Origin of the sequence: Ewingella americana, from assembly GCF_006438725.1 — a bacterium.
Classification (GTDB): domain Bacteria; phylum Pseudomonadota; class Gammaproteobacteria; order Enterobacterales; family Enterobacteriaceae; genus Ewingella; species Ewingella americana_A.
Window position 1 is genome coordinate 105,661 of sequence record NZ_RCZD01000005.1, and the last position, 23,410, is coordinate 129,070.

Genomic DNA, 23,410 nt, shown 5'->3' on the forward strand with positions numbered 1-23,410 from the left:
TCGGGGATGGGCGTAAAGCCTGAAATGAGTGGGGACCTGGCTAATTATAGCCGGGCTATATTGATAATATCACGTTGGTGGTTAGTCAATATCTGCGCGCCATGATGTCCTGATGCACCACGGTAAGCCCCTCAACGGTGCAGGCCAGTAGTCTATAACCGTCTTGAGACGCCACGCGACCCGCAGACTGATCTCGGGCTTATATGCGCGGGTAAATGCGGTATCATTTGAACGTCTTCGTCTTTAGGGAATCGTTATGAAGCAAATCCGGGTATTAGCCCAGTATTACGTTGATCTGATGGTCAAGTTAGGATTGGTGCGTTTTTCTCTGCTGCTGGCCTCTGCGCTGGTGGTGCTGGCGATGATTGTCCAGATGGCCGTCACCATGTTGCTGCGCGGTCAGGTCGACAGCATCGACGTGGTGCGCTCGATTTTCTTCGGTTTGCTGATAACCCCCTGGGCAGTCTATTTCCTGTCGGTGGTGGTGGAGCAGCTTGAAGAGTCGCGCCAGCGTTTGTCACGGCTGGTCGATAAGCTTGAAGAGATGCGCCATCGCGACCTCGAGCTGAACCAGCAGATGCAAGACAATATTACCCAGTTGAACCAGGAAATAGCCGACCGTGTGAAAGCCGAAGAAGCGCGCCTGGCCGTGGTGGATAAGCTTAAACTGGAAATGCATCACCGCGAACAGGCACAGATTGAATTGAGTCAACAATCAGCCCTGTTGCGCTCTTTCCTTGATGCCTCGCCGGATTTGGTTTACTACCGCAATGAAGACAAAGAATTTTCTGGCTGTAACCGCGCGATGGAACTGCTGACCGGCAAGAGCGAGAAGCAACTGGTTGGATTGACGCCCAATGACGTCTATAGCCCGGATATCGCCGAAAAAGTGGTGGAGACCGATGAGAAAGTATTCCGCCACAATGTTTCGCTGACGTATGAGCAGTGGCTGGTGTATCCCGATGGGCGCAAAGCCTGTTTTGAACTGCGCAAAGTGCCGTTTTATGACCGCATTGGTAAACGGCACGGGTTGATGGGCTTCGGACGCGATATTACGGAACGTAAGCGCTACCAGGACGCACTGGAAAACGCCAGCAGAGAGAAGACTACCTTTATCTCAACGATCAGCCATGAGCTGCGTACACCGCTTAACGGCATCGTCGGCCTCAGCCGCATTTTGCTCGACACCCACCTGAACGCTGAGCAGCATAATTACCTGAAAACCATTCACGTCAGCGCGATCACACTGGGCAATATTTTTAACGACATTATTGAGATGGATAAACTTGAGCGCCGCAAAGTGCAGCTCGACAACCAGTCGGTTGATTTCACCGGTTTTCTCTCCGATCTGGAAAATCTCTCCGGCTTACTGGTGCAACCAAAAGGGCTGAAGTTTGTCATGCAGCCGGATTTACCGCTGCCGCATAACATCATTACTGACGGTACCCGCCTGCGGCAGATTTTATGGAATTTGATCGGTAACGCGGTGAAATTCACCCACGACGGTGAAATCGTAGTGCGTGTGCATCATGACGGCGGCGAGCTGCTGCGCTTTGAGGTACAGGATTCGGGCATGGGTATCCCGCAGGATGAGCAGGACAAAATCTTCGCCATGTATTACCAGGTGAAAGATCAGAACGGTGGCAAACCGGCGACCGGTACCGGTATCGGTCTGGCTGTGTCCAAACGGCTGGCGCAGAGTATGGGGGGTGACATCACCGTGTGCAGCGAACAGGGCAAAGGATCGTGCTTCACCCTGACGGTCAGCGCACCGACGCTGGATGAACCCGTCAGCGGGACGGAAGAAGAGGACGACCTGCCACTACCGGCGCTGAATGTGCTGCTGGTGGAAGATATCGAACTTAACGTGATCGTCGCGCGCTCAGTGTTGGAAAAGCTGGGTAACAGCGTGGAAGTGGCCATGAATGGCCATGACGCGCTAGCGATGTTTGACCCGGATGAGTTTGACCTGGTGCTGCTCGATATTCAGTTGCCGGACATGACCGGTCTGGATATTGCCCGCAAATTACGTCAGGACTACGCCGGGCGCCACCTGCCGCCGCTGGTGGCACTCACCGCCAACGTGCTGAAAGATAAGAAAGAGTATCTCGACGCTGGCATGGATGATGTGCTCAGCAAACCGCTGTCCGTCTCTGCGCTGACCGCCATGATCCAGCAATTTTGGGATCATCAGCCAGACTCTGTTTCTACTGAGGAGCCTTCTGTGACCACCCAGACGCAAGAATCATTGCTGGATACCGCCATGCTGGAGCAATACATCGAACTGGTCGGGCCGGGCCTGATTTACCAGAGCGCCGATATGTTTGAAAAAATGATGCCAGACTACCTTGCCGTGCTTGATTCAAACCTGATCGCCCGCGATCAGGTGGGTATTGCTGAAGAGGGTCATAAGATCAAAGGGGCGGCGGGTTCGGTAGGATTGAAGCATTTGCAACAACTGGCGCAACAAATTCAGACACCAACGCTACCTGCGTGGTGGGACAATGTTCAGGAATGGATTGATGAGTTGAAGCTGGAGTGGCGTAACGATATTAAAACGTTACGTGAATGGACGGCAAACGCTGGAAAAAAATAACCCCAGCCGAAGCCGGGGTGCGCGAATACTGCGCCAACACCAGGGAAATCGTTAACCCGCGATAGTTTTAAGGGTTTTGGTTTCGCAAGTTTTGGTAATTCTGCCGTAAAGTCTAATACATTCTGTAGGAATCAACATAACAAATATAAGCTTAACTGTTACAAGATTCATTAAAAACTGTGATGTAGATTAGTCTTTGTCTATACAAAACTTCAAGCCTTTATCGCAGGAAATTTTGGAGAATACAAATGAAGCCTGTTGGCGTTGTGCTCTGCTGTGATGATTTTTCCGGTAGAACAGGGTTTCAGGAGGCCTTTTTAGTCCTTTCTGCCCTTAAAAAACAGGGTGTAAAAAGCCTGTGCATCACTGCTTGTGATATACAACTTGATGTAATAAAGGAATTTTTTTATAAAAAAGAAAAAGAAGATTTTGTTACGGCAACAGAATCCTCACTTTTATCCTTAAGTGAAATTATTTCACTTAAGGAATCGATTCCTGAGAACCTGAGTGGGCTCATTTTCCCTGGTGGCTTTGGTCTAATTCGTCGTTTAACTACCCTTGAGACAGATGGAAGCGATTACACAATCGATGAGGAACTGTTCACATTAATGCAGGAAATACATAAGCAGAGTAAATCATTGGGGTTCATCAGTCAGGCCGCAATATTGGCACCAAAACTGGCGGGAGCCGAAGTGCGGGTCACGCTAGGCACTGATATTGATCGCGCGGAACTCCTTGATGCGATTGGGGCCGAACCGGTTCTGTGTCCGGCTGATGATATTGTCATCAATCTGGAAATGAAGATTGTTAGCACTCCGGGCCTGCTGTCGGAACAATCCGAAGGTGAAGCGGCTCTGGGGATTGATAAGCTGGTCAGATGTGTTACGGAATGGATTGAATGAGTAAATCGTCAGGTATAGCCCTCTTCACGGCACCAATAAGGTGGCTCAAGCGCCTTCTAATACTGTTCGTTGGCTTATGGGTCGCGGGAATTTTCCTGTTTTCCTTTTTGCCGGTGCCTTTCTCCGCCGTGATGGTTGAGCGGCAAATTTCAGCCTGGTTGACCGGCGATTTCGGCTATGTTTCCCATTCTGACTGGGTACCAATGAGTGAAATATCCTCGCCGATGGCGCTAGCAGTCATGGCCGCGGAAGATCAAAAATTCCCCGAACATTGGGGTTTTGATGTTGACGCCATTCAGTCTGTGCTGGAAAAAAGTGACAAAGATGAGGGTCGAATTCGCGGCGCTTCGACACTTTCTCAGCAAACCGCCAAAAATCTGTTCCTGTGGGATGGCCGCAGTTGGCTGCGCAAAGGGCTGGAAGCGGGGCTAACCGTCGGCATTGAAACGGTGTGGAGTAAGCGCCGTATTCTGACGGTGTACCTGAACATTGTGGAATTTGGGGACGGTATTTTCGGTGTGGAAGAAGCCGCGCAGCACTTCTTTCATAAACCGGCGAGCAAGCTGACAGCCTCTCAGGCCGCACTGCTGGCGGCGGTACTTCCCAACCCGCACCTGTTTAAAGTGAATGCCCCTTCGGCTTATGTGCTGCGTCGCCAGCAGTGGATCCTGCGCCAGATGAGCCAGCTTGGCGGTGACAGTTTCCTCAGCGAGCACAAACTGCGTTAGTTCTTCCTGCCTGTGAGTATAAAAAAGGGCCCAGCATGCGATGCTGAGCCCTTTTTACTCACTTTCTGCAATACCTGTCACTTCACGTAAGTAAACGCCGTGGTGACATGTTTCACGCCGCTGACGCCGGCGGCAATGCTCGCCGCTGACTTGCCTTCTTCCTGAGTGACCAGACCGAGCAGGAACACTTCACCGTTTTCGGTGGTGACTTTCACGTTGGAAGATTTCACTGAGTCGCTGGTCAGGATCTGCGAACGCACTTTGGTGGTGATCCAGGTATCCATAGAAGCGGTACCCATGCTGACCGGTTTACCGGTGCGGATCTCGTTATACACTTCGTTCGCTCCCTCGACCCCCATGGTGATCTGTTTAGCGCGGGCGGCCATATCTGGTGTTGGGGCCTGGCCGGTTAACAGAACTTTGCCCTGATAAGCGGTGGCCACAATACGGGCTTCGTCCTTAAGTTGTTTGTCTTTGCTGATCGCGTTGCTTACCCGCGCTTCCAGCGTACCGTCATCCACCTGCGTGCCCACGGAACGCGGATCGGTGGTGGTTTTGGTCGCGACACCGGCGACGCCAACAACAGCGGCGGCCACGCACCCCTGTAACAGCAGGGCGCTTAACAATAGTGCAAAAAGAGGACTTGCCTTCATTGGAACTCCTTAATCGTCCTGGTGAGGGAACAGCGTGTTATCAATCAGGTCACAGAGACAGTTGACGGTGAGCATGTGCATTTCCTGAATACGTGCGCTGCGGTGGGACGGAATTCGGATCTCAACATCGTGAGGGCCCAGCAAACCAGCCAGTTCACCGCCGTCATACCCCGTAAGAGCAACGATAGTCATATCGCGGGTCACGGCGGCTTCCACCGCTTTGACGATATCACGGCTGTTACCCCGGGTGGAAATAGCCAGTAAAACGTCACCGGCCTGGCCCAGTGCGCGCACCTGCTTGGCATAAATCTCTTCGTGCAGGCGGTCATTAGCAATGGCCGTCAGCACAATGTTATCCGCACACAGGGAGATAGCAGGCAGGCTTGGGCGTTCGGTCTCAAAACGGTTAATCAGACTGGCTGAAAAATGCTGGGCATTGGCTGCTGAGGTACCGTTACCGCAGCACAGGATTTTGTTGCCGTTCAGCAGCGATTGCACCAGTGTCATCGCGGCGCGGGAAATCGCATCAGGCAGCGCTTCTGCCGCAGCAATCTGGGTTTGAATACTTTCAGTAAAGCAGGCTTTGATTCTATCCAGCACGTGATTTAGTCCAGTCAGTAAAATGTCGGCTGCGCGGTCGGGCAGGCCGTCAGTCTCAAAACAATCTCAATCCGCATTGAAAGCATCCGTCAGCCATTCTATCTGGCTGCCTGTGATGGCTAAAACATCAAAACGGCAAGATGATGTGTCAAAGCTTGCATTTCTTCCTGCAAGCCAGAAAGAGGCGGCCTGTAATAACCGCTTCTGTTTTTGATGCGTTACGCTGGCCGCCGCACCCCCAAACAAGGCGTTACGACGGTAGCGAACTTCAACAAACACCCAGGTATGTTGATCGCGCATGATCAGGTCAATTTCACCCAGCCGGCACGCCACGTTGGCGGCGACGAAAATTAACCCCGCATTTTCGAGATAGCGACGGGCGAAGACTTCATAGTCTGCGCCACGCTCGCGGGTGGTCTGCAATTTTTTAAACATCAGTACATCCTTGTACCACTACCCTGCAGTATGAAATGCCTTGGGTAAGCTAAAACCGTTTTACGAAGAAACCGGCACCAGCGCGCCCTGGCGGTATTGCAGCCATGGCAGTTTGCGGTGGATCACGCAGTTCTCGTTGGCGCTCAGTTGACCGGTGGTACCGGAAACCTGGAAGCCAGGGATTTGACGCATCTGGGAGAAATGATTGGCCAGATCCCATGCATCGATACCCATGGCGTAGAGACGCACCAGCGAATAGTCGTTTTTGAACTGGCTGGCTGCCTGCTGCATTAACGCCGGATTGTTACCCGCCAGCAGAGGGATATCGCTGAACTGCACGCCTTCCATTTCCAGACGATAATCCGGGCCTGCACCGGCCTGATAGCTGCGTGAGCTGGCATAAACCGCCGGCTTATTACGGCCACTGACGGCCAGGTCGATCATCGGCTTGATGAGGGTCAGCTCATCTTGTGTCGCGACGATATACACCGAATCCACATTCCCGGAAATGCCGCCGCTGGTGGCCTGAGTGATTTGATCATCGCTTGGTGGAGCCGGGATGGTGATCCCGCCGATGGTCACACCCTGCTGGGCCGGAGCTGCCGCTTTAGATGTGCTCAACACCGGTGTACCGGTCAGGCGAATACCGCTGCGAATCGTCGATTTCAGTTCAGAATAGGAGCCCAGATCCTGCTTCAGTACAGTCTGGCCGCCCTGTTTTTGCCATTCAGTGGCAAAGGCCTGCGCGATACGGTCACCGAAGCTGCCACGAGGTACCAACAGCAGTGGCATCTGACGATGCTGCGCCCACATATGGCGTGCCGCATCCTGCGCTTCGTCTTCCGGCGAGAGCGCAAAGTAACAGATATTCGGACTGTTTTTCTCAGTTTCTGGCTGATTTAGCGCCAGAACGTTCAATGACGTCTGAGTAGAGCCCAGTTCTGTCACTTTATCTTTTAACAGCGGGCCCACCACGATGCTTGCACCATCTTGCTGTGCCTGAGCCAGCAGTACGGCCAGTGGCTGAGTGCTGGTGTCATAAACTTTCACCTGCGCACGCGGATTTACCGGGGCTGCACTGATGGCCGGCGCCGCAGACGTTGCGGGTTGCGGGTTGGCTGCCGTGGTCTCGGCCGCCGACGGGCTGACGGCCGCATTTGGATCGGTTTGTGGCACGGCGGCGTTAGGATCCGCCGGGGCCTGCTGTGGCGCTGGCTGGCTTGGTAAGCCGTTTATGGCGGCATTGAAGCCTTGCTGAATCGCATTCCCGTAAACCTGCGCTGCGCCGCTCATCGGCAGGAACAGGGCGATTTTTTCGGTAGAAGAGGGCTGGAAGCTGAGCACGCTGTTCAACTGGGTCGGCAAGGTTGTTGCTGCCGGGTTAACCGGATAACGGCGCTGCCAGTCTTTGATACCGGCTTTCAGCAGATCGGGATCTTGCTTATTACTCAGCCAGACGCTGAGCAGATCCAACCAGCCTTGCAACGTATTTTCATTGGCATTGATGGTGATACTGCTGACATCCTGCGGCGTCATTTGCGTCAGCGCACTCCAGGTCGCGTCGATATTGTCCTGATGCGGTTTGCCTTGCAGCAGAGGTTCCTGAGCAATATAAGCGCGCAGCAGGCCCAGGCTGGTGTGGCCTTGGCTGGCGTCGATTTGCGCCTGATAGAAACGGGCTTTCTGTGCATCATTTAAATTGGCCGGATCAAGCTTGCTGAGCGTTGTTGCCGCCGCCGGATAATTCTGCTGGGCAACCTGAACTTCAGCGCTGACCAGTTGCTGTTCCTGAGCCTGTGCTGCGCTCAGTTTTTGTGGCAATTGTGCTAATTGATCAGCAGCCTGTGGCGCTTTGCCTTCGCGCAACAAGGCACGAACTGCAAGTAATTGCCAGTCAGCCTTGGTATCATCACCGTTTTGCTGTGCCTGTTGCAGATAATAGTCTGAGCTGCCAGTCGCCTTGGCCTGAACGGTTTCAGTCGGCGTCTGCGGAGCCTGGCTCGAACAACTGGCGAGAAGCATCGCCACGATAACGGCAGGGATTAAACGTCCCGTGCGGGTACGAAAAGTAGTTGAGGAAGGCATTCAGTTTCCAGTGATGTTTTTTTCAAGATGCTCAATATTAAATCGGCAATCCGGATGAAACAATGAATCAACACGATCAAGCAGATATTTCTGCATCAACGCTCTACATCGTACCGACTCCGATCGGCAATTTAGGGGACATTACCCAACGTGCGTTGGCCGTGCTGAACAGCGTCGATTTGATTGCGGCGGAGGATACCCGCCATACCGGATTACTGCTGCACCACTTTGGCATCAGCGCCAAAATGTACCCGTTACATGACCATAACGAACAGCAAAAAGCAGAGCATTTACTGTCGAAACTCCAGGAAGGTCAAAGCATTGCGCTGGTATCGGATGCAGGAACGCCGCTGATCAATGACCCCGGCTACCATCTGGTCCGTCGCTGTCGTGAAGCCGGTATTCGTGTGGTACCGCTGCCAGGTGCTTGCGCGGCCATCACGGCCTTGTCTGCCGCCGGTTTGCCGTCGGATCGCTTCTGCTACGAAGGTTTTCTGCCCGCCAAAACTAAATCGCGAAAAGACACCCTGCAGGCGCTGATCGAAGAGCCGCGTACGCTGATTTTCTACGAATCGACCCATCGCCTGCTCGACAGTTTGCAGGATATGGTCGAAGTTTGGGGGCCAAATCGTTACGTTGTGCTGGCGCGTGAACTGACCAAAACCTGGGAAAATATTCGGGGTGACGCCGTGGGCGCATTACTGGCCTGGGTGCTGGAGGATGAAACCCGCAAACGTGGTGAAATGGTGTTAATTGTTGAAGGTCATAAAGTCGACACCGAAGCACTGCCTGCCGAAGCGCTGCGTACATTAGCCATGCTGCAAAAAGAGTTACCGCTGAAAAAAGCCGCCGCACTGGCCGCGGAAATCCATAATGTGAAGAAGAATGCGTTGTATAAATACGCACTCGACCAGCAAGAGGGTGACAAGTAGGGTGTAATGCCCTATTATCCGCCGCGGAGTTGACCAGGCAATCGCCGCTTCGTTGCCGTCCCTTTCGGGGGAGACAGATGGAGGGGAGGAAAGTCCGGGCTCCATAGGGCAGGGTGCCAGGTAACGCCTGGGAAGCGCGAGCTTACGACAAGTGCAACAGAGAGCAAACCGCCGATGGCCCACGTAAGTGGGATCAGGTAAGGGTGAAAGGGTGCGGTAAGAGCGCACCGCGCGGCTGGCAACAGTTCGTGGCATGGTAAACTCCACCCGGAGCAAGGCCAAATAGGGGTTCACATGGTACGGCCCGTACTGAACCCGGGTAGGCTGCTTGAGCCAGTGAGCGATTGCTGGCCTAGAGGAATGATTGTCCACGACAGAACCCGGCTTAACGGTCAACTCCCTCTATAAAAGAAAACCCGCGCAGAGCAATCTGCGCGGGTTTTTGTCTTTTCTGTACCGGCTATTTTCAGACCGGCAAATCAATCAGCAATGCCCGCAGTGGTGTACTGGCCGTAATGGTCACCTGGGGTTCAAGGTGGATGAAAGCCCCGTCTCCGCACACCAGTCTCTGCATCTCCTGACTTTCCGCCCCGAGGGCGCTCACCTGGCCATGAATAGATTGCAAATAAGCCCGTGGCCCGCGGATCGGCAGGGTGATTTGTTCACCAGCCGGTAAATCCAGATGGTGGATCCATACCTGCTGACGTAATTGCAGGCTGCCACTTTCTCCGTCCGGCGATGCCAGCAAGAGATGTCGCACGCTGCCAACCTTGATTTGCTGGATCAAGGGGTTCTCATGTTGCGGACAGGCGTCGAGCCACAGCTGCATACGGGTCAGCGGCAGCGTCGCGCTGAGGTTCAGTTCACTGTAGCTGACACTGGCTTGTGTAGAGAGCAGCGCCGCCTCACCGGCCGCTACGCGAACGCTGTTGCCTTCGCTGTCGCGATATTCGGCTTCACCCTGCAACACCAAATTCAAAATGTCGACGCGCGGGTAGGTGCGCGGTTGAAAGCTGGCACCGGGCGCCAGTACTTCCTGATTGAGTACGCGCAGTGAGGCGTAGCCCATAAGTTTCGGATCAAAGTAGTGTCCGAATGAAAAAGTATAGCGCGCCTTCAGCCAACCAAAGTCAGCTGTGCCGCACTCTTCTGCTGTTCTGCTCTTAATCATGGCGGTCTGGCTCAGTGAAAAAATCGATAGATAAATGGTAAGCGTCTGGACGCACGATTGTTAGCCAGTTAATCTGGTCGGCATATTCAAATTTCCTGACAGAGAACCGCATGGCTAAGGATCGCGCACTAACGCTTGAAGCATTACGGGTTATGGATGCCATTGACCGTCGTGGCAGTTTTGCCGCAGCGGCAGATGAGCTGGGCCGCGTGCCTTCTGCCTTGAGCTACACCATGCAGAAGCTGGAGGAAGAACTGGACGTGGTGCTGTTTGACCGCTCAGGTCATCGGACAAAATTCACCAACGTCGGGCGTATGTTGCTGGAGCGCGGCCGTGTGCTGCTCGAAGCCGCTGACAAACTTACCGTGGATGCCGAAGCGCTGGCGCGTGGTTGGGAAACCCAGATCACCATCGTCTGTGAAGCGCTGGCACCGGCCACGCAGCTATTTCCGCTGATCGAAAAACTGGCGTTGAAAGCCAATACGCAGGTGTCGCTGATCACCGAAGTGCTGGCGGGCGCATGGGAACGTCTGGAACAGGGCCGTGCGGATATCGTCATCGCGCCGGATATGCACTTCCGCTCATCGTCTGAAATAAACAGCCGTAAGCTCTATAAGCTGGTCAGCGTATACGTCGCCGCACCAGATCACCCCATTCATCTGGAAGCCGAACCGTTATCTGACGTCAGCCGGGTAAAATATCGGGGCATCGCCGTGGCGGATACTGCCCGCGAACGCCCAGTGCTTACTGTACAGCTTCTCGACAAGCAACAACGTCTCACCGTCAGCACGCTTGAAGAAAAACGTAAAGCGCTGCTGGCAGGATTAGGCGTCGCGACCATGCCGTATCCGATGGTAGAGCAGGATATTGCCGAAGGCCGTCTGCGCGTGGTGAGTGCGGAGTACAATCATGAATCAGACATTATCATGGCGTGGCGTCGCGACAGCATGGGCGAAGCGAAAGCCTGGTTCCTGCGCGAAATCGTTAAATTACTGGCCACGCGTGAAGTGAAGTGATCCTTAAAAACTATCCCCTGTCCCGGCCTTCCCCTTGTGAAAGGGGAAGGTGAGAATCAAAACCTTGTTTCGCGGTTGTGTGGGGAATCTAAATCCTGTACCGGTCCGGCTGAGATAATCCCATAGGGGTTAATGGTCGCGTGGCTGCGATAGTAGTGGTTGCGGATATGCGCGAAATCCACGGTTTCAGCAATGCCTGGCATCTGGTAAATATCACGCAGGAAACCATACAGGTTCGGGTAATCGCTGATACGGTGGCGGTCACACTTGAAATGCGTGACATACACCGGGTCAAATCTCACCAGCGTAGTCCACAAGCGCAAGTCGGCTTCGGTAAGTCTGGTACCTGTCAAATAACGCTGTTTCGCCAGAATGTCCTCGGCCTTATCCAGTGCGGAAAACACGCCATTCACCGCTTCATCATAGGCTTCCTGGCTGGTGGCAAAACCGGCTTTGTAGACGCCATTGTTAATTTGCGGATAGACCCACTCGTTGATTTCATCAATCACTGCGCGCTGTGGCTGCGGGTAATAATCGCCGGCGAGTGCGCCCTGGGCATCAAACGCGCTGTTGAACATGCGGATGATGTCGGCTGACTCATTGCTGACAATGGTCTGCTGCTGTTTGTCCCACAAAATAGGCACTGTCACGCGGCCTGTATAATCGTGCTGTGCCCGCAGATAAATCTCATAGGCATAGTTCAGATGATACAAATCGTCACCCGTGGCAGCAGGGAAATCGGTGCCAAAGGTCCAACCGTTTTCCAACATCAGTGGATGAACGACCGACACGGGGATCATTTTCTCCAGCCCTTTTAGTGCGCGCATGACCAGCGTACGGTGCGCCCACGGGCAGGCCAGCGAAACATACAGATGATAACGGTCTTTCTCTGCGGCGAATCCCCCCTTGCCATGCGGACCGGGTTTGCCATCGGGTGTCACCCAGTTGCGAAACTGTGACTCTGAGCGTTTAAAGTGCCCGCCGGTAGACTTGGTGTCGTACCAGATGTCCTGCCAAATACCCTCAACAAGTTGTCCCATACTCTTTACCCTTAAATAGGCTGTTCTTTAAGAAATAAAAAAGGGCGAAGTGAATAATCACATCGCCCACAATCTTATTCAGTATAGCGGTACATCCCTGGTGTGGGAGATTACCAGTTTTTCTTGATCAAACGGTCGATGCTGAATGCGCCCGGACCAGCCACGAACAAGGCCAGGAAACCCCCTGCGATAGACAGGTTTTTCATGAACATCATCTGGTTTATAGCCACGGCGAAATCAGTATGGAAGATAAGCGCAGTCAGGATAGTGAACACGGCAGTGATGATCGCAGTAGTACGAGTCAGGAAGCCGAACAGAATGGCCAGACCGCCGCCGAATTCCAGCAAGATGGTCAGTGGCAGGAAGAAGCTAGGCACGCCCATTGATGTCATATAACCGGCAGTGGCGGTGTAGCCATTAATTTTGCCCCAGCCTGCAACGATAAAAAGAATTGGCATTAAAATACGTGCGATCAGCAGGACGGTGTTATTTACCTTGTTCATCTTCGACTCCGGGAAAGTGTCGCCCAAATGGGCGAAAATATTAACGGTACGTTCGGGTATTATTTCCTTACGTGACCGCGTCAGGTTGATGGCGAGATAGTAAGTCGAAAGTTGTGATGTTGTTAGCAAGTAAAACTGTCTATTAACATCAAATAAATTGAATGGGTAGCGTGTAACGCATCGAAACCTGAGCGTGTAAAAAAGAGAGGGGCCAGACTGAAGGTATCAATCTGGCCCCTTTTTATCGACGCTTTCACAACGGGAGAACGCGATTTTCTGGCTTTGTATTCAGTGGCTTGTGGGTGTTATGGCTTCATAAAATTACGGCGAAACAGCTGTGCCGTACCCCAGATACCAAGCGCACGACGTGACCAACGAACAACGCTGCTCGGATGACGAATGCCGTAAATCGCCAGCACGCTGGAACCCAGCACCAGATACTTGCGCAGATCAATAAACTTCACCCAGCCGCGATCCACTTTTGCTGTGGCTTCAAGCCACTCAAGACGCCCCCCGGCCAGTTCGGCGCGTTGACGGTCGATCTTATGCAGCAGTTTTACCTTTTCGATAACGCGGTCAGGTGTACTCATTCGTCATCCTTTTCCAGCAATGTGCGATCAATATCCAGCTGTTTGCGCGTCATGCTCAATAAGGTTGAACGTTTCGCCTTAGACAGCGTCCACACCCCCAGAACCACTGCCAGAAATAACAGCACTCCGGTGGCGGTTCCCATTGCCATCAGTCGGTAAGCCGGGTCGATTGCCCAGAACAGCACAACCAACAAACTCATCAAACCGAACGCAGTGAAAATAAGGGTGATGCCAGCCATGAGCAGGAGTTGGAAAATATTGGCCTTTTCCTCTTCCAGCTCAATGACTGCCAACCTGACACGCGTTTCAACAATCCCCACCAGAACGGTGACGATGCGTTGAGCGGTGTCGAGGATCCCTTTGCCCGGTCCTTGTGGCGGCGTTTTTAAATGTTCAGCCATGATTATCGGCGAGCTAACAGAACGCCAATCACTACGCCGACGGCGGCACCAATACCAACGCCAGTCCAGGGTTTATCGTGAACATAGTCGTCAGCCCGGCCCGCGATCTCTTTCGAATGATGGGCGAGTTTGTCGCCGGTATCACTCAGGCGTGAACGGGTATCCTTCAGCAGGCTTTCTGCTTTGCTGCGCAGCTTCTCGAGTTCAGCTTTTGGTTTGTCAGTAGAAGTCTGAAGTACTTCTTCCAGCGTATCTGCCAGGGATTTAAGTTCTGCGCGCAGATGTTCTGATGTGGTGTTATTAGCCATGTGTAAGTCACTCCATACGTTAACTGATGCGAACTTTTAACATAGCGGATATCTGGCTGAGCGCAACTACGATCACGTGGATAACGACTCAGTAAGGGGTAAAAAACCCGACAAAAATCCGCTATGTACCGGTAAAAATCTGTCCTGACACAGAGGGTTTACTTGCCCTGTGCTTCTCGTAATTCAGACTGGGCTTCATCCAGTTTTTTCTGTTTGTTGGCGATCTTCTTATTATCACCCGTTGCCTGAGCTTCTTTCAGCTCATGCTCACGTTCCTTCACTTTCTGCTGTTTTTCGGTGACGTGGCGTGCATTCTCAGCTTTCAGGCCTGCATCAGTACAATGCGCTTTGCTTTCGCTAAGGGCTTTCTGTAATCCGTTGATCTGACTTTTATTATTATGCTGATGAGCATAATCAAGCTGAGTTTGGATTTCCTGCTGTTTGGTCACACAACTTTCTGGTTGTGGGGCAGCCAATGCGGCGCTGGATAATATGAGAACGGGTAACGCGATAAGTGTGGATAAACGCAATGTCATGAGGGTGTCTTCCTTAGTCAATGTGAAACGCGAGGGGCGTTTCTTCCATAAAGCGCCTTGCGTGACGCATATAATTGTTGAATATTTCAGAAGAAATTATAACAGCTAAAAATAGATGTGCTCAAAGGAGGAATCTGAAAGCGTGGCGTGGTTAGCCCACTTTGAGCGGATTGCCGCTGAGTTTTTTCACCCATGATGGGGATTGGGTCGGCTCGCAAAGTTTGATTGAAAAACCCATCGGCAGGATATCCTGCAAGGCCCGCTCAGCAAGCATACGCTGCTCGCCAGAGTCCAGTTGCACAATCAGCCCGTCGTCCACGGGAGTAATACTTTTGATGCGGATACCGCGCTCATTGAGGCTTTGGTAAACGAAGAAGCCGTCCGGCAGGGTTAGACCCGCACGGGCCGGGCGAATCTGCAGCGCATTGGTATTTTGTGGCATCCGCGAGAAGGCAAACCCCATGGCAGCGGCAATCAGCAGCAGCGTGATTAACGTCACTGGCCACAGTATCGGGCGTTTAAATCGCAGATTTTTCATGGCGCTTTATTGCCTTTCTTCAGACGGTCAGCTTGCTTCTTACGCCAGAGCAACAGCAACGAGCCCCCTAAACCGCCGACCAGCAGCACCAGCGGTAACAGCATCAGGCAGTTCATCAACTGATCTTCGTATTTCAGGAACAGCGGCGTCTTACCGATGAAGTAGCCGAGTGTCGTCAGAATCAGCACCCACAACAAACCGCTTATCCAGTTGAAGAACTGGAAACGGGCATTGTTCAGCCCGGACAAACCCGCGATGGTCGGCAGCAAGGTGCGAACAAACGCCAGAAAACGGCCTACCAGCAGCGCAGACAGACCATGCTTGTGGAAGAGATTGTGCGCACGTTCGTGATATTGCACCGGGAGATGGGCCAGCCAGCCCTGTACTATTCGGGTATTTCCCAGCCATTTTCCCTGAATGTAACTTAACCAGCAGCCGAGGCTGGCGGCGGTGGTCAGCAGGAAAATGGTCAGCGGGAAGTTCATCGCATCTTTTGCGATCAGCACGCCCACCAGAATCAACAGGCTGTCACCGGGAAGAAAAGCCGCGGGAAGCAGGCCATTTTCCAGAAAAATGATCAGAAACAGAACGATGTACAGTGTCCAGACCATCGAAGGGTTGGCCAGTGTTTCGTAATCTTGTTGCCAGAGGGCATCAATGAGCGAACTAATGATTTCCATGTACTTTAGCGAAACTCCATAATTTTCAGTTAACCCACCTGAATCAATGCGGAGCAGTGCAGCTCAACGCGAAATAACCAGGCCGATAGGACGCCTTTCCATGGCGCTTAGGGTAAGAAAAGTCGCTTAATTGTAACAAAACCACCCATGTTGAGACAGGTAAATATACCTGTTAAAACCGAATGATATAAGCGTGGTACGCCCGGCAGGGCGCGCTTTTACACTCACTGACACAACTCGACAGTGACTGACAGGAATCGCGAAAGTGTTTTCCTCAGAATCATTTATTTCAGAAAACTTTTATTTAGAAACGTTCACTGCAGGAGGCGGATTAAATCCAGAAAGGGCGGAATGATTAGCGTGGATCAGCAGGCCGTGCAAACAGCCTGCTGCAAACCGGGGAATTACTTGTTGTTCATCGCGGAAGAGAGATGCTGCGCAGGAGCATCAAGGTGGACAACCGGATTTTCGGAATAGAGATAGCGGTCAACGTTGAATTCGAAATCATCGCTGGTGGCACGGAACAGCATCTGCTTGGTATTTTCCAGATGTTGCCACATCGCCAGTTTGGCCGCGTTCGGATCGCGGCGGATCAACGCCTTGAGGATCTGGTCATGATCTTCGCACCAGCTTTCGATCGACTTCGCGTCGATATGCTCGTGCAATTTACGCCAGTAAGGATTCTGCCGCCGCTGACTCCACATCTTTTCGACGATGCTTGCCATGGCGCTATTTTGTGTCGATTGCGCTACCTGAATGTGGAATTTCAGATCCCACTCAGAATCGCGGAAGCGGTCTTCCAGACGAGCTTGTTCCTGAATTTCCATCAAACGCATGATGTCCTGTTTGGTCACCTGCGTGGCGGCAAATTCAGCAATATTACTTTCAATCAGTTGACGCGCTTGTAACAGCTCGAATGGACCGGCGGCACCAAATTCCAAACCGTTGTCTGTCACGACCAGATGTTTTTGCTGGTTGGACATCACATGTATGCCGGAACCTTTGCGCACTTCAACATAACCTTCCACTTCCAGCATGATGATCGCTTCTCGCACCACGGTGCGGCTGACGTTCATCTCCTCTGAAATCAAGCGTTCGGCCGGTAATTTTTCACCGACGGGGTAAACGCCGCTCTCAATTCTCTCCTTGAGCGTGGCTGCCAGTTGCTGATAAAGACGTCTGGTTTCAGTGGGTTCCATGGCTTTACTCTTCATTAATATATACGGAAGCGATAAAAGGGTCGTTGAATGACGTTGGTCAATCATCCGGGCACATCGCCTGCCAGGGTAAAACTTGTTATACCAGTATACGGGGAACGCAGAACGGTTGCACCGTCGAACACTTGCCAGAAATAAGCATGAGGGTAATAAAAACGAAAAAGCCCGGGCTGTTTTCCGGGCTAAAACCGAGTTATCAGGCTTTTGCGGCTTGCAGAGGCTGAGCGACAGGTTCCACCGCTGACCGATTCTGCAGGACGGTCCAGATGACCACAGCCCCGATCAGATCGAACACCGAAAGTGCAGCAAACAGTGGGCTGAAGCCCAATGTATCGGCCAGAGCACCGACCACCAGGGCAAACATCGTACTGGCCGTCCATGCCGCCATCCCCGTCAGTCCGTTGGCCGTCGCGACTTCATTACGGCCAAATACATCTGAAGAGAGGGTGATCAACGCGCCGGAAAGTGACTGGTGCGCAAATCCGCCGACGCACAACAAAGCAATCGCAGCATAAGGGCTGGCAAACAGACCAATCATCCCGGGGCCAATCATCAATACTGCCCCCATGGTGACGACCAATTTACGCGATACAATCAGGTTAACTTTGAAATATTTCTGGAACAGCGGCGGCAGATACCCACCGACGATGCAGCCTAAGTCAGCGAACAGCATTGGCATCCAGGCGAACATGGCAATGTGTTTAAGGTCAAAACCGTAGGCTTTAAACATAAACAACGGGATCCATGCATTGAACGTCCCCCAGGCGGGTTCGGCCAGGAAACGTGGCAGTGCGATACCCCAGAACTGGCGGTTACGCAGGATTTCCCAGGCTGACATCTTTTTAGCATTGGTGGTCTGGTGTTGAGCTTCCTGACCGCCGAGAATATATTCGCGTTCTGGTGCGCTAAGTTTTTTCTGATCTTTTGGATGTTTATAGAACACTAACCAGCAGATAGCCCAGATCATACTCAGGGCCCCGGTAATGATGAAGGCGAGTTGCCAGCTGTGCATAATGATGCACCAGACTACCAGCGGTGGCGCAATCATCCCGCCGATAGAAGAACCGACGTTAAAGTAGCCTACGGCAATAGAACGTTCCTTTGCCGGGAACCATTCGCTGGTGGCTTTCAGGCCTGCAGGGATCATCGCGGCTTCTGCCATACCGACAGCACCACGGGCAATGGCAAGGCCACCCCAGCTGCTTGCCAGCGCGGTCGCCATACAGAAGATGGCCCACATGATGGCAAACATGGCGTAACCGACTTTGGTCCCCATCACGTCAAGGACGTAACCGGCAACCGGCTGCATAAGTGTATAGCAGGCGGAATAGGCGGCGATAATGTAGGAATATTGCTGTGTGCTGATGTTGAGTTGGCTCATCAGCGTTGGTGCTGCAGCGGCTATGGCGTTACGTGTTAAATAGCCTAATACAGTACCGACTGTGACCAGCCCGATCATGTACCAGCGTAACCCTTTGATCTTACCCATTTAACTCTCTCCCAGTAAATAATCCGGTATTGGCTGCATATTTGCGGCCGCAGCACATTGAGCGCCGCCGCTCGGGGCGGGGCTTCTTCTTCGTGCTGCTGATGAGTACGTTATTTGACTACCCTGTTTTTGTTATCCCCATGTCCCGGACAAAAACGTCGGTGATGTGGCAGGTCTTCACAGACGTTCTTGTTCGGGCGAGCTAAAGATAACTTGTCATACAGATTTAAAATTTGAATGACATCACAAAACCACACTTAGATTGTGTGGATAATAGTAGATATCGCAATAAATCTATAATTATCATTAAATTCAAGATGATGAATATTTTAGTGTGATCCGGGTAACAGTATTGACCCTATTCATGGGATTAAATAGTGCTGGACGATGACCATAATTGGTGTGATAACTTCGCACCATTGAGAGATAACTCAGAATTGAATTGAAGGTGAGGAACCTAAGATGGCGCAGTTTTTAACTGAAGATTTCCTGCTCGACACCGAAGTCGCGCGTCGCCTGTACCACGACTACGCGAAAGATCAGCCGATTTTTGACTACCACTGTCACCTGCCGCCGGAACAAATCGCGCAGGATCACCAGTTTAAGAACTTGTATGACATCTGGCTGAAAGGTGATCACTACAAATGGCGTGCGATGCGCACCAACGGCGTGCCTGAACGCATGTGTACCGGCGATGCGAGCGACCGTGAAAAATTTGACGCCTGGGCTGCTACCGTTCCGCATACCATCGGCAACCCGCTCTATATCTGGACTCACCTCGAACTTCGCCGTCCGTTTGGCATTACTGGCAAACTGCTGTCACCGACCACGGCGTCGGAAATCTGGGAACGCGGCAACGAACTGCTGGCGCAGAGGAGCTTCAGTGCGCGCGGCATCATGAAACAGATGAACGTGAAATTGGTCGGCACTACCGACGACCCGGTCGACTCCCTGGAACACCACAAAGCCGTGGCACAGGACACCAGTTTTGACGTCAAAGTGCTGCCCAGCTGGCGCCCGGATAAAGCCTTCAACATTGAAGCCGACAGCTTCCCTGATTACATGAAGAAACTGGAAGCTGCCGCCGATGTCTCGATCACCCGCTTCAGCGATCTGCGCGACGCACTGAAAAAACGTCTGGATCACTTCGCGGCGCATGGCTGTAAAGTGTCCGACCATGCGCTGGACGTCGTGGTGTATGGCGAAGCTGATGACGCAACGCTGGACGGTATTTTGGCCCGTCGCCTGAGCGGCGCGATGCCAGGTAAAGATGAAATCGCCCAGTTCAAAACCGGCGTGCTGCTCTATCTGGCTTCAGAATATCAACGTCGTGAATGGGTACAGCAGTATCACATTGGCGCGCTGCGTAATAACAACACCCGCATGTTCCAGCTGATTGGCGCAGATGTGGGCTTTGACTCCATCAACGATCAGCCGCTGGCAGAACCGTTGTCGAAATTACTGGGTGCACAGGGTTTGGCCGGTGGCTTACCGAAAACGATTCTGTACTGCCTGAATCCACGTGATAACGAAGTGATCGGCACCATGGTCGGTAATTTCCAGGGTGAAGGGATGCCCGGCAAGATGCAGTTTGGTTCCGGCTGGTGGTTCAACGATCAGAAAGATGGCATGCAGCGTCAGATGACGCAGCTCGCCAATCTGGGTTTACTGAGCCGCTTCGTGGGCATGCTGACCGATAGCCGTAGTTTCCTGTCCTATACGCGCCATGAATATTTCCGTCGAATCCTGTGCCAGATGATTGGCCGCTGGGTGGAAGATGGCGAAGCACCACACGACATGGTGCTGCTGGGCAATATGGTTAAAAACATCTGTTTCGATAATGCGAAAGCGTATTTCGCCATTGAATTAAATTGAGTAAAACCCGCCGGGTGGGGGATGCCGTGCCCGGCGGGGCCTAAAAATTCTTATTCCGATTCATCATTTCTTCTGAACACGACGGTGATGGGGCGCTAACTGCCCTCAAATACCGGCGTTTGCGTAAATTTAAGGTGAGTGTGAGATGCAAAGGTTAAACCGTCGTGATTTCCCTGGGCGTCATTTCCCAGAAAAAATTATTCAGTTTGGTGAAGGTAATTTCCTGCGTGCCTTTGTTGACTGGCAGATTGATCTGCTGAACGAACATACCGATCTGAATGCCGGTATCGTGATTGTGCGCCCGATCAACAGTGATTTCCCGCCTTCGCTGAATGAGCAGGACGGTCTTTACACCACGATCATTAGCGGCCTGAATGAACAGGGTGAACGTGTGCGTGACACACGGGTTATTCGCTCGGTTAACCGCGAAATCAATATTTACCATCAGTTCGATGACTATCTGGCGCTGGCGCGTAACCCGGACATCCGTTTTGTCTTCTCCAACACCACCGAAGCTGGCATCAGCTACGTGGAGGGCGACCGTTTTGACGATGCGCCACCGGCCAGCTTCCCGGCTAAACTTACCCGTTTGCTGTTTGAACGCTTCACGCATTTTGCCGGTGCAACGGACAAAGGTTGGGTGCTGCTGCCTTGTGAGTTGATCGACTATAACGGTGAGAAATTGCTGGAACTGGTGCAGCGCTACGCCACCGAATGGGCCTTACCTGCGGCTTTCAATCAATGGTTGCTTGGCCATAACACCTTCTGTTCAACCCTGGTTGACCGTATTGTGACCGGCTACCCGCGCAGTGAAGTCGACAGCCTGCAGGCCGAACTGGGTTATCAGGACAGTTTCTTCGACAGCGCCGAACACTTCTACCTGTTTGTTATCCAGGGGCCGAAAAGCCTGGCGCAGGAGTTGCGTCTGGACAAACTGCCGCTGAATATCTTGCTGGTCGATGACATCAAACCTTACAAAGAACGCAAAGTGGCGATTCTTAACGGTGCGCATACCGCACTGGTGCCGGTGGCGTTTCTCGCCGGGCTGAACACCGTTGGCGAAGCGATGAATGACCCGCAAATCAGTCGTTTTGTCGAACTGGCGATTGCCGAAGAGATTTCACCGGTACTGGACTTGCCACAGGCCGAGCTGACCTCGTTTGCACAGGCGGTGCTGAGCCGTTTCCGCAACCCGTTTATTCAACATCAGTTGCTGTCGATTGCCCTTAACGGCATGACCAAATTCCGTACCCGTATTCTGCCGCAGCTACTGGCCAGCCAGCAGAAGAATGGCCTGTTGCCACCACGTCTGACGTTTGCGCTGGCCGCGTTACTGGCGTTTTACCGTGGTGAACGTCACGGTGAAACCTTCCCACTCCAGGATGATGAGCAGTGGCTGAGCCTGTTTTCTTCATTGTGGGGTGGCGTTCGCCGTGGTGAGCTTCGTCTCAGTGAACTGGTTGAAACGGTTCTTGCGGACGAGCAGCGCTGGGGCCTTAATCTGAATACCGTGCCGGGCCTGCATGAAAAAGTGACCGAACAGTTGCAGGCAATTCAGGACCGTGGCATGCGTGATGCACTCGCGGATTACAGTTAAGAGGTTGATTATGCATAGCATCATACAGATTCACCCCGCTGATAATGTCGCCGTGGCCTTGCAGGATCTTGAATCCGGTGAGCCAACCGAAGCAGGCGTGACCTTGCTTCAGGCGGTGGTGCGTGGGCATAAGTTTGCGATAAAACCCATCGCTGCCGGGCAGAACATCATTAAATATGGCCTGCCTATTGGCCATGCGTTGATGGATATTGCCGCCGGTGAGTATATTCATTCGCAGAATGCCAAAACCAACCTCAGCGATCTGGACCAGTATCAATATCAACCAGAGTTCGTCGAACTGCCCCCGCAAATGGCCGATCGCGACGTGCAGGTGTATCGCCGTAAAAACGGTCTGGTGGGTATCCGTAACGAGCTGTGGCTGATCCCGACGGTCGGCTGCGTCAACGGGATTGCTAAGCAGATTCAACAACGCTTTCTGAAAGAAACCAATCAGGCCGCCGGTACCGACGGCGTCTATCTGTTCACGCATCCGTTTGGTTGCTCGCAGCTGGGTGATGACCACATCAATACCCGTACCATGTTGCAAAATATGGTGCGCCATCCCAACGCCGGCGCGGTGCTGGTGATTGGTCTGGGTTGTGAAAACAATCAGGTGGATGTGTTCCGCGACACGCTGGGCGAGGTGGATGACGAGCGCGTGCGCTTCATGACCCTGCAAAAATTTGATGATGAAGTGGAAGCCGGGCTGGAACGTCTGCGCGAACTTTATGCTGTCATGCGCTATGATCAGCGCGTGCCGGGTAAACTCAGCGAGCTGAAATTTGGTCTGGAATGCGGCGGGTCTGATGGCTTGTCCGGCATTACCGCCAACCCGTTGCTCGGGCGTTTTTCCGACTACGTGATCGCCAACGGCGGTACCTCGGTACTGACGGAAGTGCCGGAAATGTTTGGTGCCGAACGTATTCTGATGAGCCGCTGCCGCGACGAGGCGACCTTCGACAAAACCGTCCACATGGTGAACGACTTCAAACAGTATTTCATCGAGCATAATCAGCCGATTTACGAGAACCCTTCACCGGGTAACAAAGCGGGTGGTATCACCACGCTGGAAGAAAAATCGCTCGGTTGTACCCAGAAGGCCGGTCAAAGTCCGGTGGTGGACGTCCTTAAGTATGGCGAGCGCCTGTCCCGTCATGGTCTTAATCTGCTGAGTGCGCCGGGTAATGACGCCGTTGCCACCAGTGCGCTGGCGGGTGCCGGTTGTCATATGGTTCTGTTTAGTACCGGGCGCGGTACACCTTACGGCGGTTTTGTGCCAACGGTGAAACTGGCGACCAACAGCGAGCTGGCGGCGAAAAAACCGCACTGGATTGACTTCGATGCGGGAAAACTCATTCACGGTGTCCCGATGGATGACTTGCTCAGTGAATTTGTCGATCTGATCGTTGGCATTGCCGACGGCAAACTGTCGAAGAACGAACTGAATGATTTCCGCGAGTTGGCGATTTTCAAAAGCGGTGTCACATTGTAGTGACGGTTTTTTAGCGTCAGGATGAA

At 52.7% G+C, this 23,410-nt stretch carries 23 protein-coding genes and 1 other RNA gene; 9 read left to right on the forward strand and 15 right to left on the reverse strand.

The genetic code is table 11. From position 1 onward, the window contains the following. Positions 1-256: 256 nt before the first annotated feature. The 3 genes from arcB to mtgA all read left to right on the forward strand — a co-directional run bounded on the left by arcB (position 257) and on the right by mtgA (position 4,226). Positions 257-2,596, forward strand: coding sequence for an aerobic respiration two-component sensor histidine kinase ArcB (gene arcB, locus EAH77_RS10585; RefSeq protein ID WP_140472431.1), 2,340 nt, complete (start codon positions 257-259; stop codon positions 2,594-2,596). Between the two features lie 248 nt (positions 2,597-2,844). Further along, complete coding sequence (locus tag EAH77_RS10590; RefSeq protein WP_140472433.1) at positions 2,845-3,498, forward strand: isoprenoid biosynthesis protein ElbB; 654 nt, start codon at positions 2,845-2,847, stop codon at positions 3,496-3,498. Further along, the gene (gene mtgA / locus EAH77_RS10595) at positions 3,495-4,226 is read left to right on the forward strand and encodes a monofunctional biosynthetic peptidoglycan transglycosylase (RefSeq protein ID WP_140472435.1); all 732 of its coding nucleotides are present in this window, start codon (positions 3,495-3,497) and stop codon (positions 4,224-4,226) included. Before EAH77_RS10590 ends, mtgA begins: the two co-directional genes overlap by 4 nt. Positions 4,227-4,303: 77 nt before the next feature. Here the strand turns inward: mtgA and dolP are convergent, their stop codons facing one another. The 4 genes from dolP to EAH77_RS10615 form a co-directional block, all read right to left on the reverse strand. Further along, positions 4,304-4,879, reverse strand: coding sequence for a division/outer membrane stress-associated lipid-binding lipoprotein (dolP, locus tag EAH77_RS10600; protein ID WP_140472437.1), 576 nt, complete (start codon positions 4,877-4,879; stop codon positions 4,304-4,306). Between the two features lie 9 nt (positions 4,880-4,888). Then, a complete protein-coding gene (gene diaA, locus EAH77_RS10605) occupies positions 4,889-5,479 on the reverse strand; it encodes a DnaA initiator-associating protein DiaA (protein WP_034786756.1) in 591 nt (196 codons plus the stop codon). 66 nt (positions 5,480-5,545) lie between these two features. Next, complete coding sequence (locus tag EAH77_RS10610; RefSeq protein WP_140472439.1) at positions 5,546-5,914, reverse strand: YraN family protein; 369 nt, start codon at positions 5,912-5,914, stop codon at positions 5,546-5,548. A 60-nt stretch (positions 5,915-5,974) separates the two neighbouring features. Further along, on the reverse strand, positions 5,975-7,999 hold the full coding sequence (locus tag EAH77_RS10615) for a penicillin-binding protein activator (protein ID WP_140472441.1): 2,025 nt from the start codon (positions 7,997-7,999) through the stop codon (positions 5,975-5,977). A 62-nt stretch (positions 8,000-8,061) separates the two neighbouring features. Here EAH77_RS10615 and rsmI point away from each other — a divergent pair, with 62 nt between their 5' ends. Both rsmI and rnpB read left to right on the forward strand, forming a co-directional pair. After that, on the forward strand, positions 8,062-8,931 hold the full coding sequence (rsmI, locus tag EAH77_RS10620) for a 16S rRNA (cytidine(1402)-2'-O)-methyltransferase (protein ID WP_140472443.1): 870 nt from the start codon (positions 8,062-8,064) through the stop codon (positions 8,929-8,931). Between the two features lie 25 nt (positions 8,932-8,956). Then, an RNA gene (rnpB, locus tag EAH77_RS10625) (RNase P RNA component class A) lies at positions 8,957-9,335 on the forward strand. Between the two features lie 62 nt (positions 9,336-9,397). Here the strand turns inward: rnpB and EAH77_RS10630 are convergent. Then, on the reverse strand, positions 9,398-10,102 hold the full coding sequence (locus EAH77_RS10630; protein ID WP_140472445.1) for a pirin family protein: 705 nt from the start codon (positions 10,100-10,102) through the stop codon (positions 9,398-9,400). Positions 10,103-10,212: 110 nt separating this feature from the next. Between EAH77_RS10630 and EAH77_RS10635 the strand changes: the two genes are divergently transcribed. Continuing rightward, the gene (locus EAH77_RS10635; RefSeq protein ID WP_140472447.1) at positions 10,213-11,118 is read left to right on the forward strand and encodes a LysR family transcriptional regulator; all 906 of its coding nucleotides are present in this window, start codon (positions 10,213-10,215) and stop codon (positions 11,116-11,118) included. Between the two features lie 56 nt (positions 11,119-11,174). Here the strand turns inward: EAH77_RS10635 and EAH77_RS10640 are convergent, their stop codons facing one another. The 10 genes from EAH77_RS10640 to EAH77_RS10685 form a co-directional block, all read right to left on the reverse strand. Continuing rightward, positions 11,175-12,158 (reverse strand): glutathione S-transferase family protein, encoded by a 984-nt coding sequence (locus EAH77_RS10640; protein WP_140472449.1) that lies wholly within the window; start codon positions 12,156-12,158, stop codon positions 11,175-11,177. 110 nt (positions 12,159-12,268) lie between these two features. Further along, the gene (locus EAH77_RS10645) at positions 12,269-12,661 is read right to left on the reverse strand and encodes a DoxX family protein (RefSeq protein ID WP_140472451.1); all 393 of its coding nucleotides are present in this window, start codon (positions 12,659-12,661) and stop codon (positions 12,269-12,271) included. Between the two features lie 305 nt (positions 12,662-12,966). Further along, positions 12,967-13,251 carry a YqjK-like family protein gene (locus tag EAH77_RS10650; RefSeq protein WP_140472453.1) on the reverse strand — a complete coding sequence of 95 codons (285 nt, stop codon included), beginning with the start codon at positions 13,249-13,251 and terminating at the stop codon, positions 12,967-12,969. Then, positions 13,248-13,652, reverse strand: a complete 405-nt coding sequence (locus EAH77_RS10655; protein WP_140472455.1) for a phage holin family protein — start codon at positions 13,650-13,652, stop codon at positions 13,248-13,250. Before EAH77_RS10655 ends, EAH77_RS10650 begins: the two co-directional genes overlap by 4 nt. A 2-nt stretch (positions 13,653-13,654) precedes the next feature. Continuing rightward, positions 13,655-13,960 (reverse strand): DUF883 family protein, encoded by a 306-nt coding sequence (locus EAH77_RS10660; RefSeq protein WP_140472457.1) that lies wholly within the window; start codon positions 13,958-13,960, stop codon positions 13,655-13,657. Positions 13,961-14,118: 158 nt separating this feature from the next. Then, positions 14,119-14,454: a DUF1090 domain-containing protein gene (locus tag EAH77_RS10665; protein WP_431306762.1), complete on the reverse strand. Its 336-nt coding sequence runs from the start codon at positions 14,452-14,454 to the stop codon at positions 14,119-14,121. 193 nt (positions 14,455-14,647) lie between these two features. Next, a complete protein-coding gene (gene mzrA / locus EAH77_RS10670) occupies positions 14,648-15,034 on the reverse strand; it encodes an EnvZ/OmpR regulon moderator MzrA (protein WP_140472461.1) in 387 nt (128 codons plus the stop codon). Further along, positions 15,031-15,714 carry a DedA family protein gene (locus EAH77_RS10675; protein ID WP_140472463.1) on the reverse strand — a complete coding sequence of 228 codons (684 nt, stop codon included), beginning with the start codon at positions 15,712-15,714 and terminating at the stop codon, positions 15,031-15,033. Before EAH77_RS10675 ends, mzrA begins: the two co-directional genes overlap by 4 nt. A gap of 404 nt (positions 15,715-16,118) precedes the next feature. Then, positions 16,119-16,913, reverse strand: a complete 795-nt coding sequence (exuR, locus tag EAH77_RS10680; RefSeq protein ID WP_140472465.1) for a transcriptional regulator ExuR — start codon at positions 16,911-16,913, stop codon at positions 16,119-16,121. Between the two features lie 214 nt (positions 16,914-17,127). Continuing rightward, on the reverse strand, positions 17,128-18,420 hold the full coding sequence (locus tag EAH77_RS10685) for an MFS transporter (RefSeq protein WP_140472467.1): 1,293 nt from the start codon (positions 18,418-18,420) through the stop codon (positions 17,128-17,130). Positions 18,421-18,882: 462 nt separating this feature from the next. Here EAH77_RS10685 and uxaC point away from each other — a divergent pair, with 462 nt between their 5' ends. The 3 genes from uxaC (at position 18,883) to EAH77_RS10700 (ending at position 23,384) form a co-directional block, all read left to right on the forward strand. Further along, positions 18,883-20,295, forward strand: coding sequence for a glucuronate isomerase (gene uxaC / locus EAH77_RS10690; protein WP_140472469.1), 1,413 nt, complete (start codon positions 18,883-18,885; stop codon positions 20,293-20,295). 145 nt (positions 20,296-20,440) lie between these two features. After that, positions 20,441-21,892, forward strand: coding sequence for a tagaturonate reductase (locus EAH77_RS10695; RefSeq protein WP_140472471.1), 1,452 nt, complete (start codon positions 20,441-20,443; stop codon positions 21,890-21,892). A 10-nt stretch (positions 21,893-21,902) separates the two neighbouring features. After that, on the forward strand, positions 21,903-23,384 hold the full coding sequence (locus EAH77_RS10700; RefSeq protein WP_140472473.1) for a UxaA family hydrolase: 1,482 nt from the start codon (positions 21,903-21,905) through the stop codon (positions 23,382-23,384). Positions 23,385-23,410 lie beyond the last annotated feature (26 nt).

Excerpts from the sequence above, each read along its gene's own strand:
- dolP (WP_140472437.1), bottom strand. The coding sequence starts at position 4,879 with ATGAAGGCAAGTCCTCTTTTTGCACTATTGTTAAGCGCCCTGCTGTTA.
- arcB (WP_140472431.1), top strand. The coding sequence starts at position 257 with ATGAAGCAAATCCGGGTATTAGCCCAGTATTACGTTGATCTGATGGTC.
- EAH77_RS10675 (WP_140472463.1), bottom strand. The coding sequence starts at position 15,714 with ATGGAAATCATTAGTTCGCTCATTGATGCCCTCTGGCAACAAGATTAC.
- EAH77_RS10695 (WP_140472471.1), top strand. The coding sequence starts at position 20,441 with ATGCAAAGGTTAAACCGTCGTGATTTCCCTGGGCGTCATTTCCCAGAA.
- rsmI (WP_140472443.1), top strand. The coding sequence starts at position 8,062 with ATGAATCAACACGATCAAGCAGATATTTCTGCATCAACGCTCTACATC.
- EAH77_RS10685 (WP_140472467.1), bottom strand. The coding sequence starts at position 18,420 with ATGGGTAAGATCAAAGGGTTACGCTGGTACATGATCGGGCTGGTCACA.
- EAH77_RS10630 (WP_140472445.1), bottom strand. The coding sequence starts at position 10,102 with ATGATTAAGAGCAGAACAGCAGAAGAGTGCGGCACAGCTGACTTTGGT.
- EAH77_RS10635 (WP_140472447.1), top strand. The coding sequence starts at position 10,213 with ATGGCTAAGGATCGCGCACTAACGCTTGAAGCATTACGGGTTATGGAT.
- exuR (WP_140472465.1), bottom strand. The coding sequence starts at position 16,913 with ATGGAACCCACTGAAACCAGACGTCTTTATCAGCAACTGGCAGCCACG.
- EAH77_RS10655 (WP_140472455.1), bottom strand. The coding sequence starts at position 13,652 with ATGGCTGAACATTTAAAAACGCCGCCACAAGGACCGGGCAAAGGGATC.
- EAH77_RS10590 (WP_140472433.1), top strand. The coding sequence starts at position 2,845 with ATGAAGCCTGTTGGCGTTGTGCTCTGCTGTGATGATTTTTCCGGTAGA.
- EAH77_RS10640 (WP_140472449.1), bottom strand. The coding sequence starts at position 12,158 with ATGGGACAACTTGTTGAGGGTATTTGGCAGGACATCTGGTACGACACC.
- mtgA (WP_140472435.1), top strand. The coding sequence starts at position 3,495 with ATGAGTAAATCGTCAGGTATAGCCCTCTTCACGGCACCAATAAGGTGG.
- EAH77_RS10700 (WP_140472473.1), top strand. The coding sequence starts at position 21,903 with ATGCATAGCATCATACAGATTCACCCCGCTGATAATGTCGCCGTGGCC.
- EAH77_RS10645 (WP_140472451.1), bottom strand. The coding sequence starts at position 12,661 with ATGAACAAGGTAAATAACACCGTCCTGCTGATCGCACGTATTTTAATG.
- EAH77_RS10650 (WP_140472453.1), bottom strand. The coding sequence starts at position 13,251 with ATGAGTACACCTGACCGCGTTATCGAAAAGGTAAAACTGCTGCATAAG.
- mzrA (WP_140472461.1), bottom strand. The coding sequence starts at position 15,034 with ATGAAAAATCTGCGATTTAAACGCCCGATACTGTGGCCAGTGACGTTA.
- EAH77_RS10610 (WP_140472439.1), bottom strand. The coding sequence starts at position 5,914 with ATGTTTAAAAAATTGCAGACCACCCGCGAGCGTGGCGCAGACTATGAA.
- EAH77_RS10615 (WP_140472441.1), bottom strand. The coding sequence starts at position 7,999 with ATGCCTTCCTCAACTACTTTTCGTACCCGCACGGGACGTTTAATCCCT.
- EAH77_RS10660 (WP_140472457.1), bottom strand. The coding sequence starts at position 13,960 with ATGGCTAATAACACCACATCAGAACATCTGCGCGCAGAACTTAAATCC.
- uxaC (WP_140472469.1), top strand. The coding sequence starts at position 18,883 with ATGGCGCAGTTTTTAACTGAAGATTTCCTGCTCGACACCGAAGTCGCG.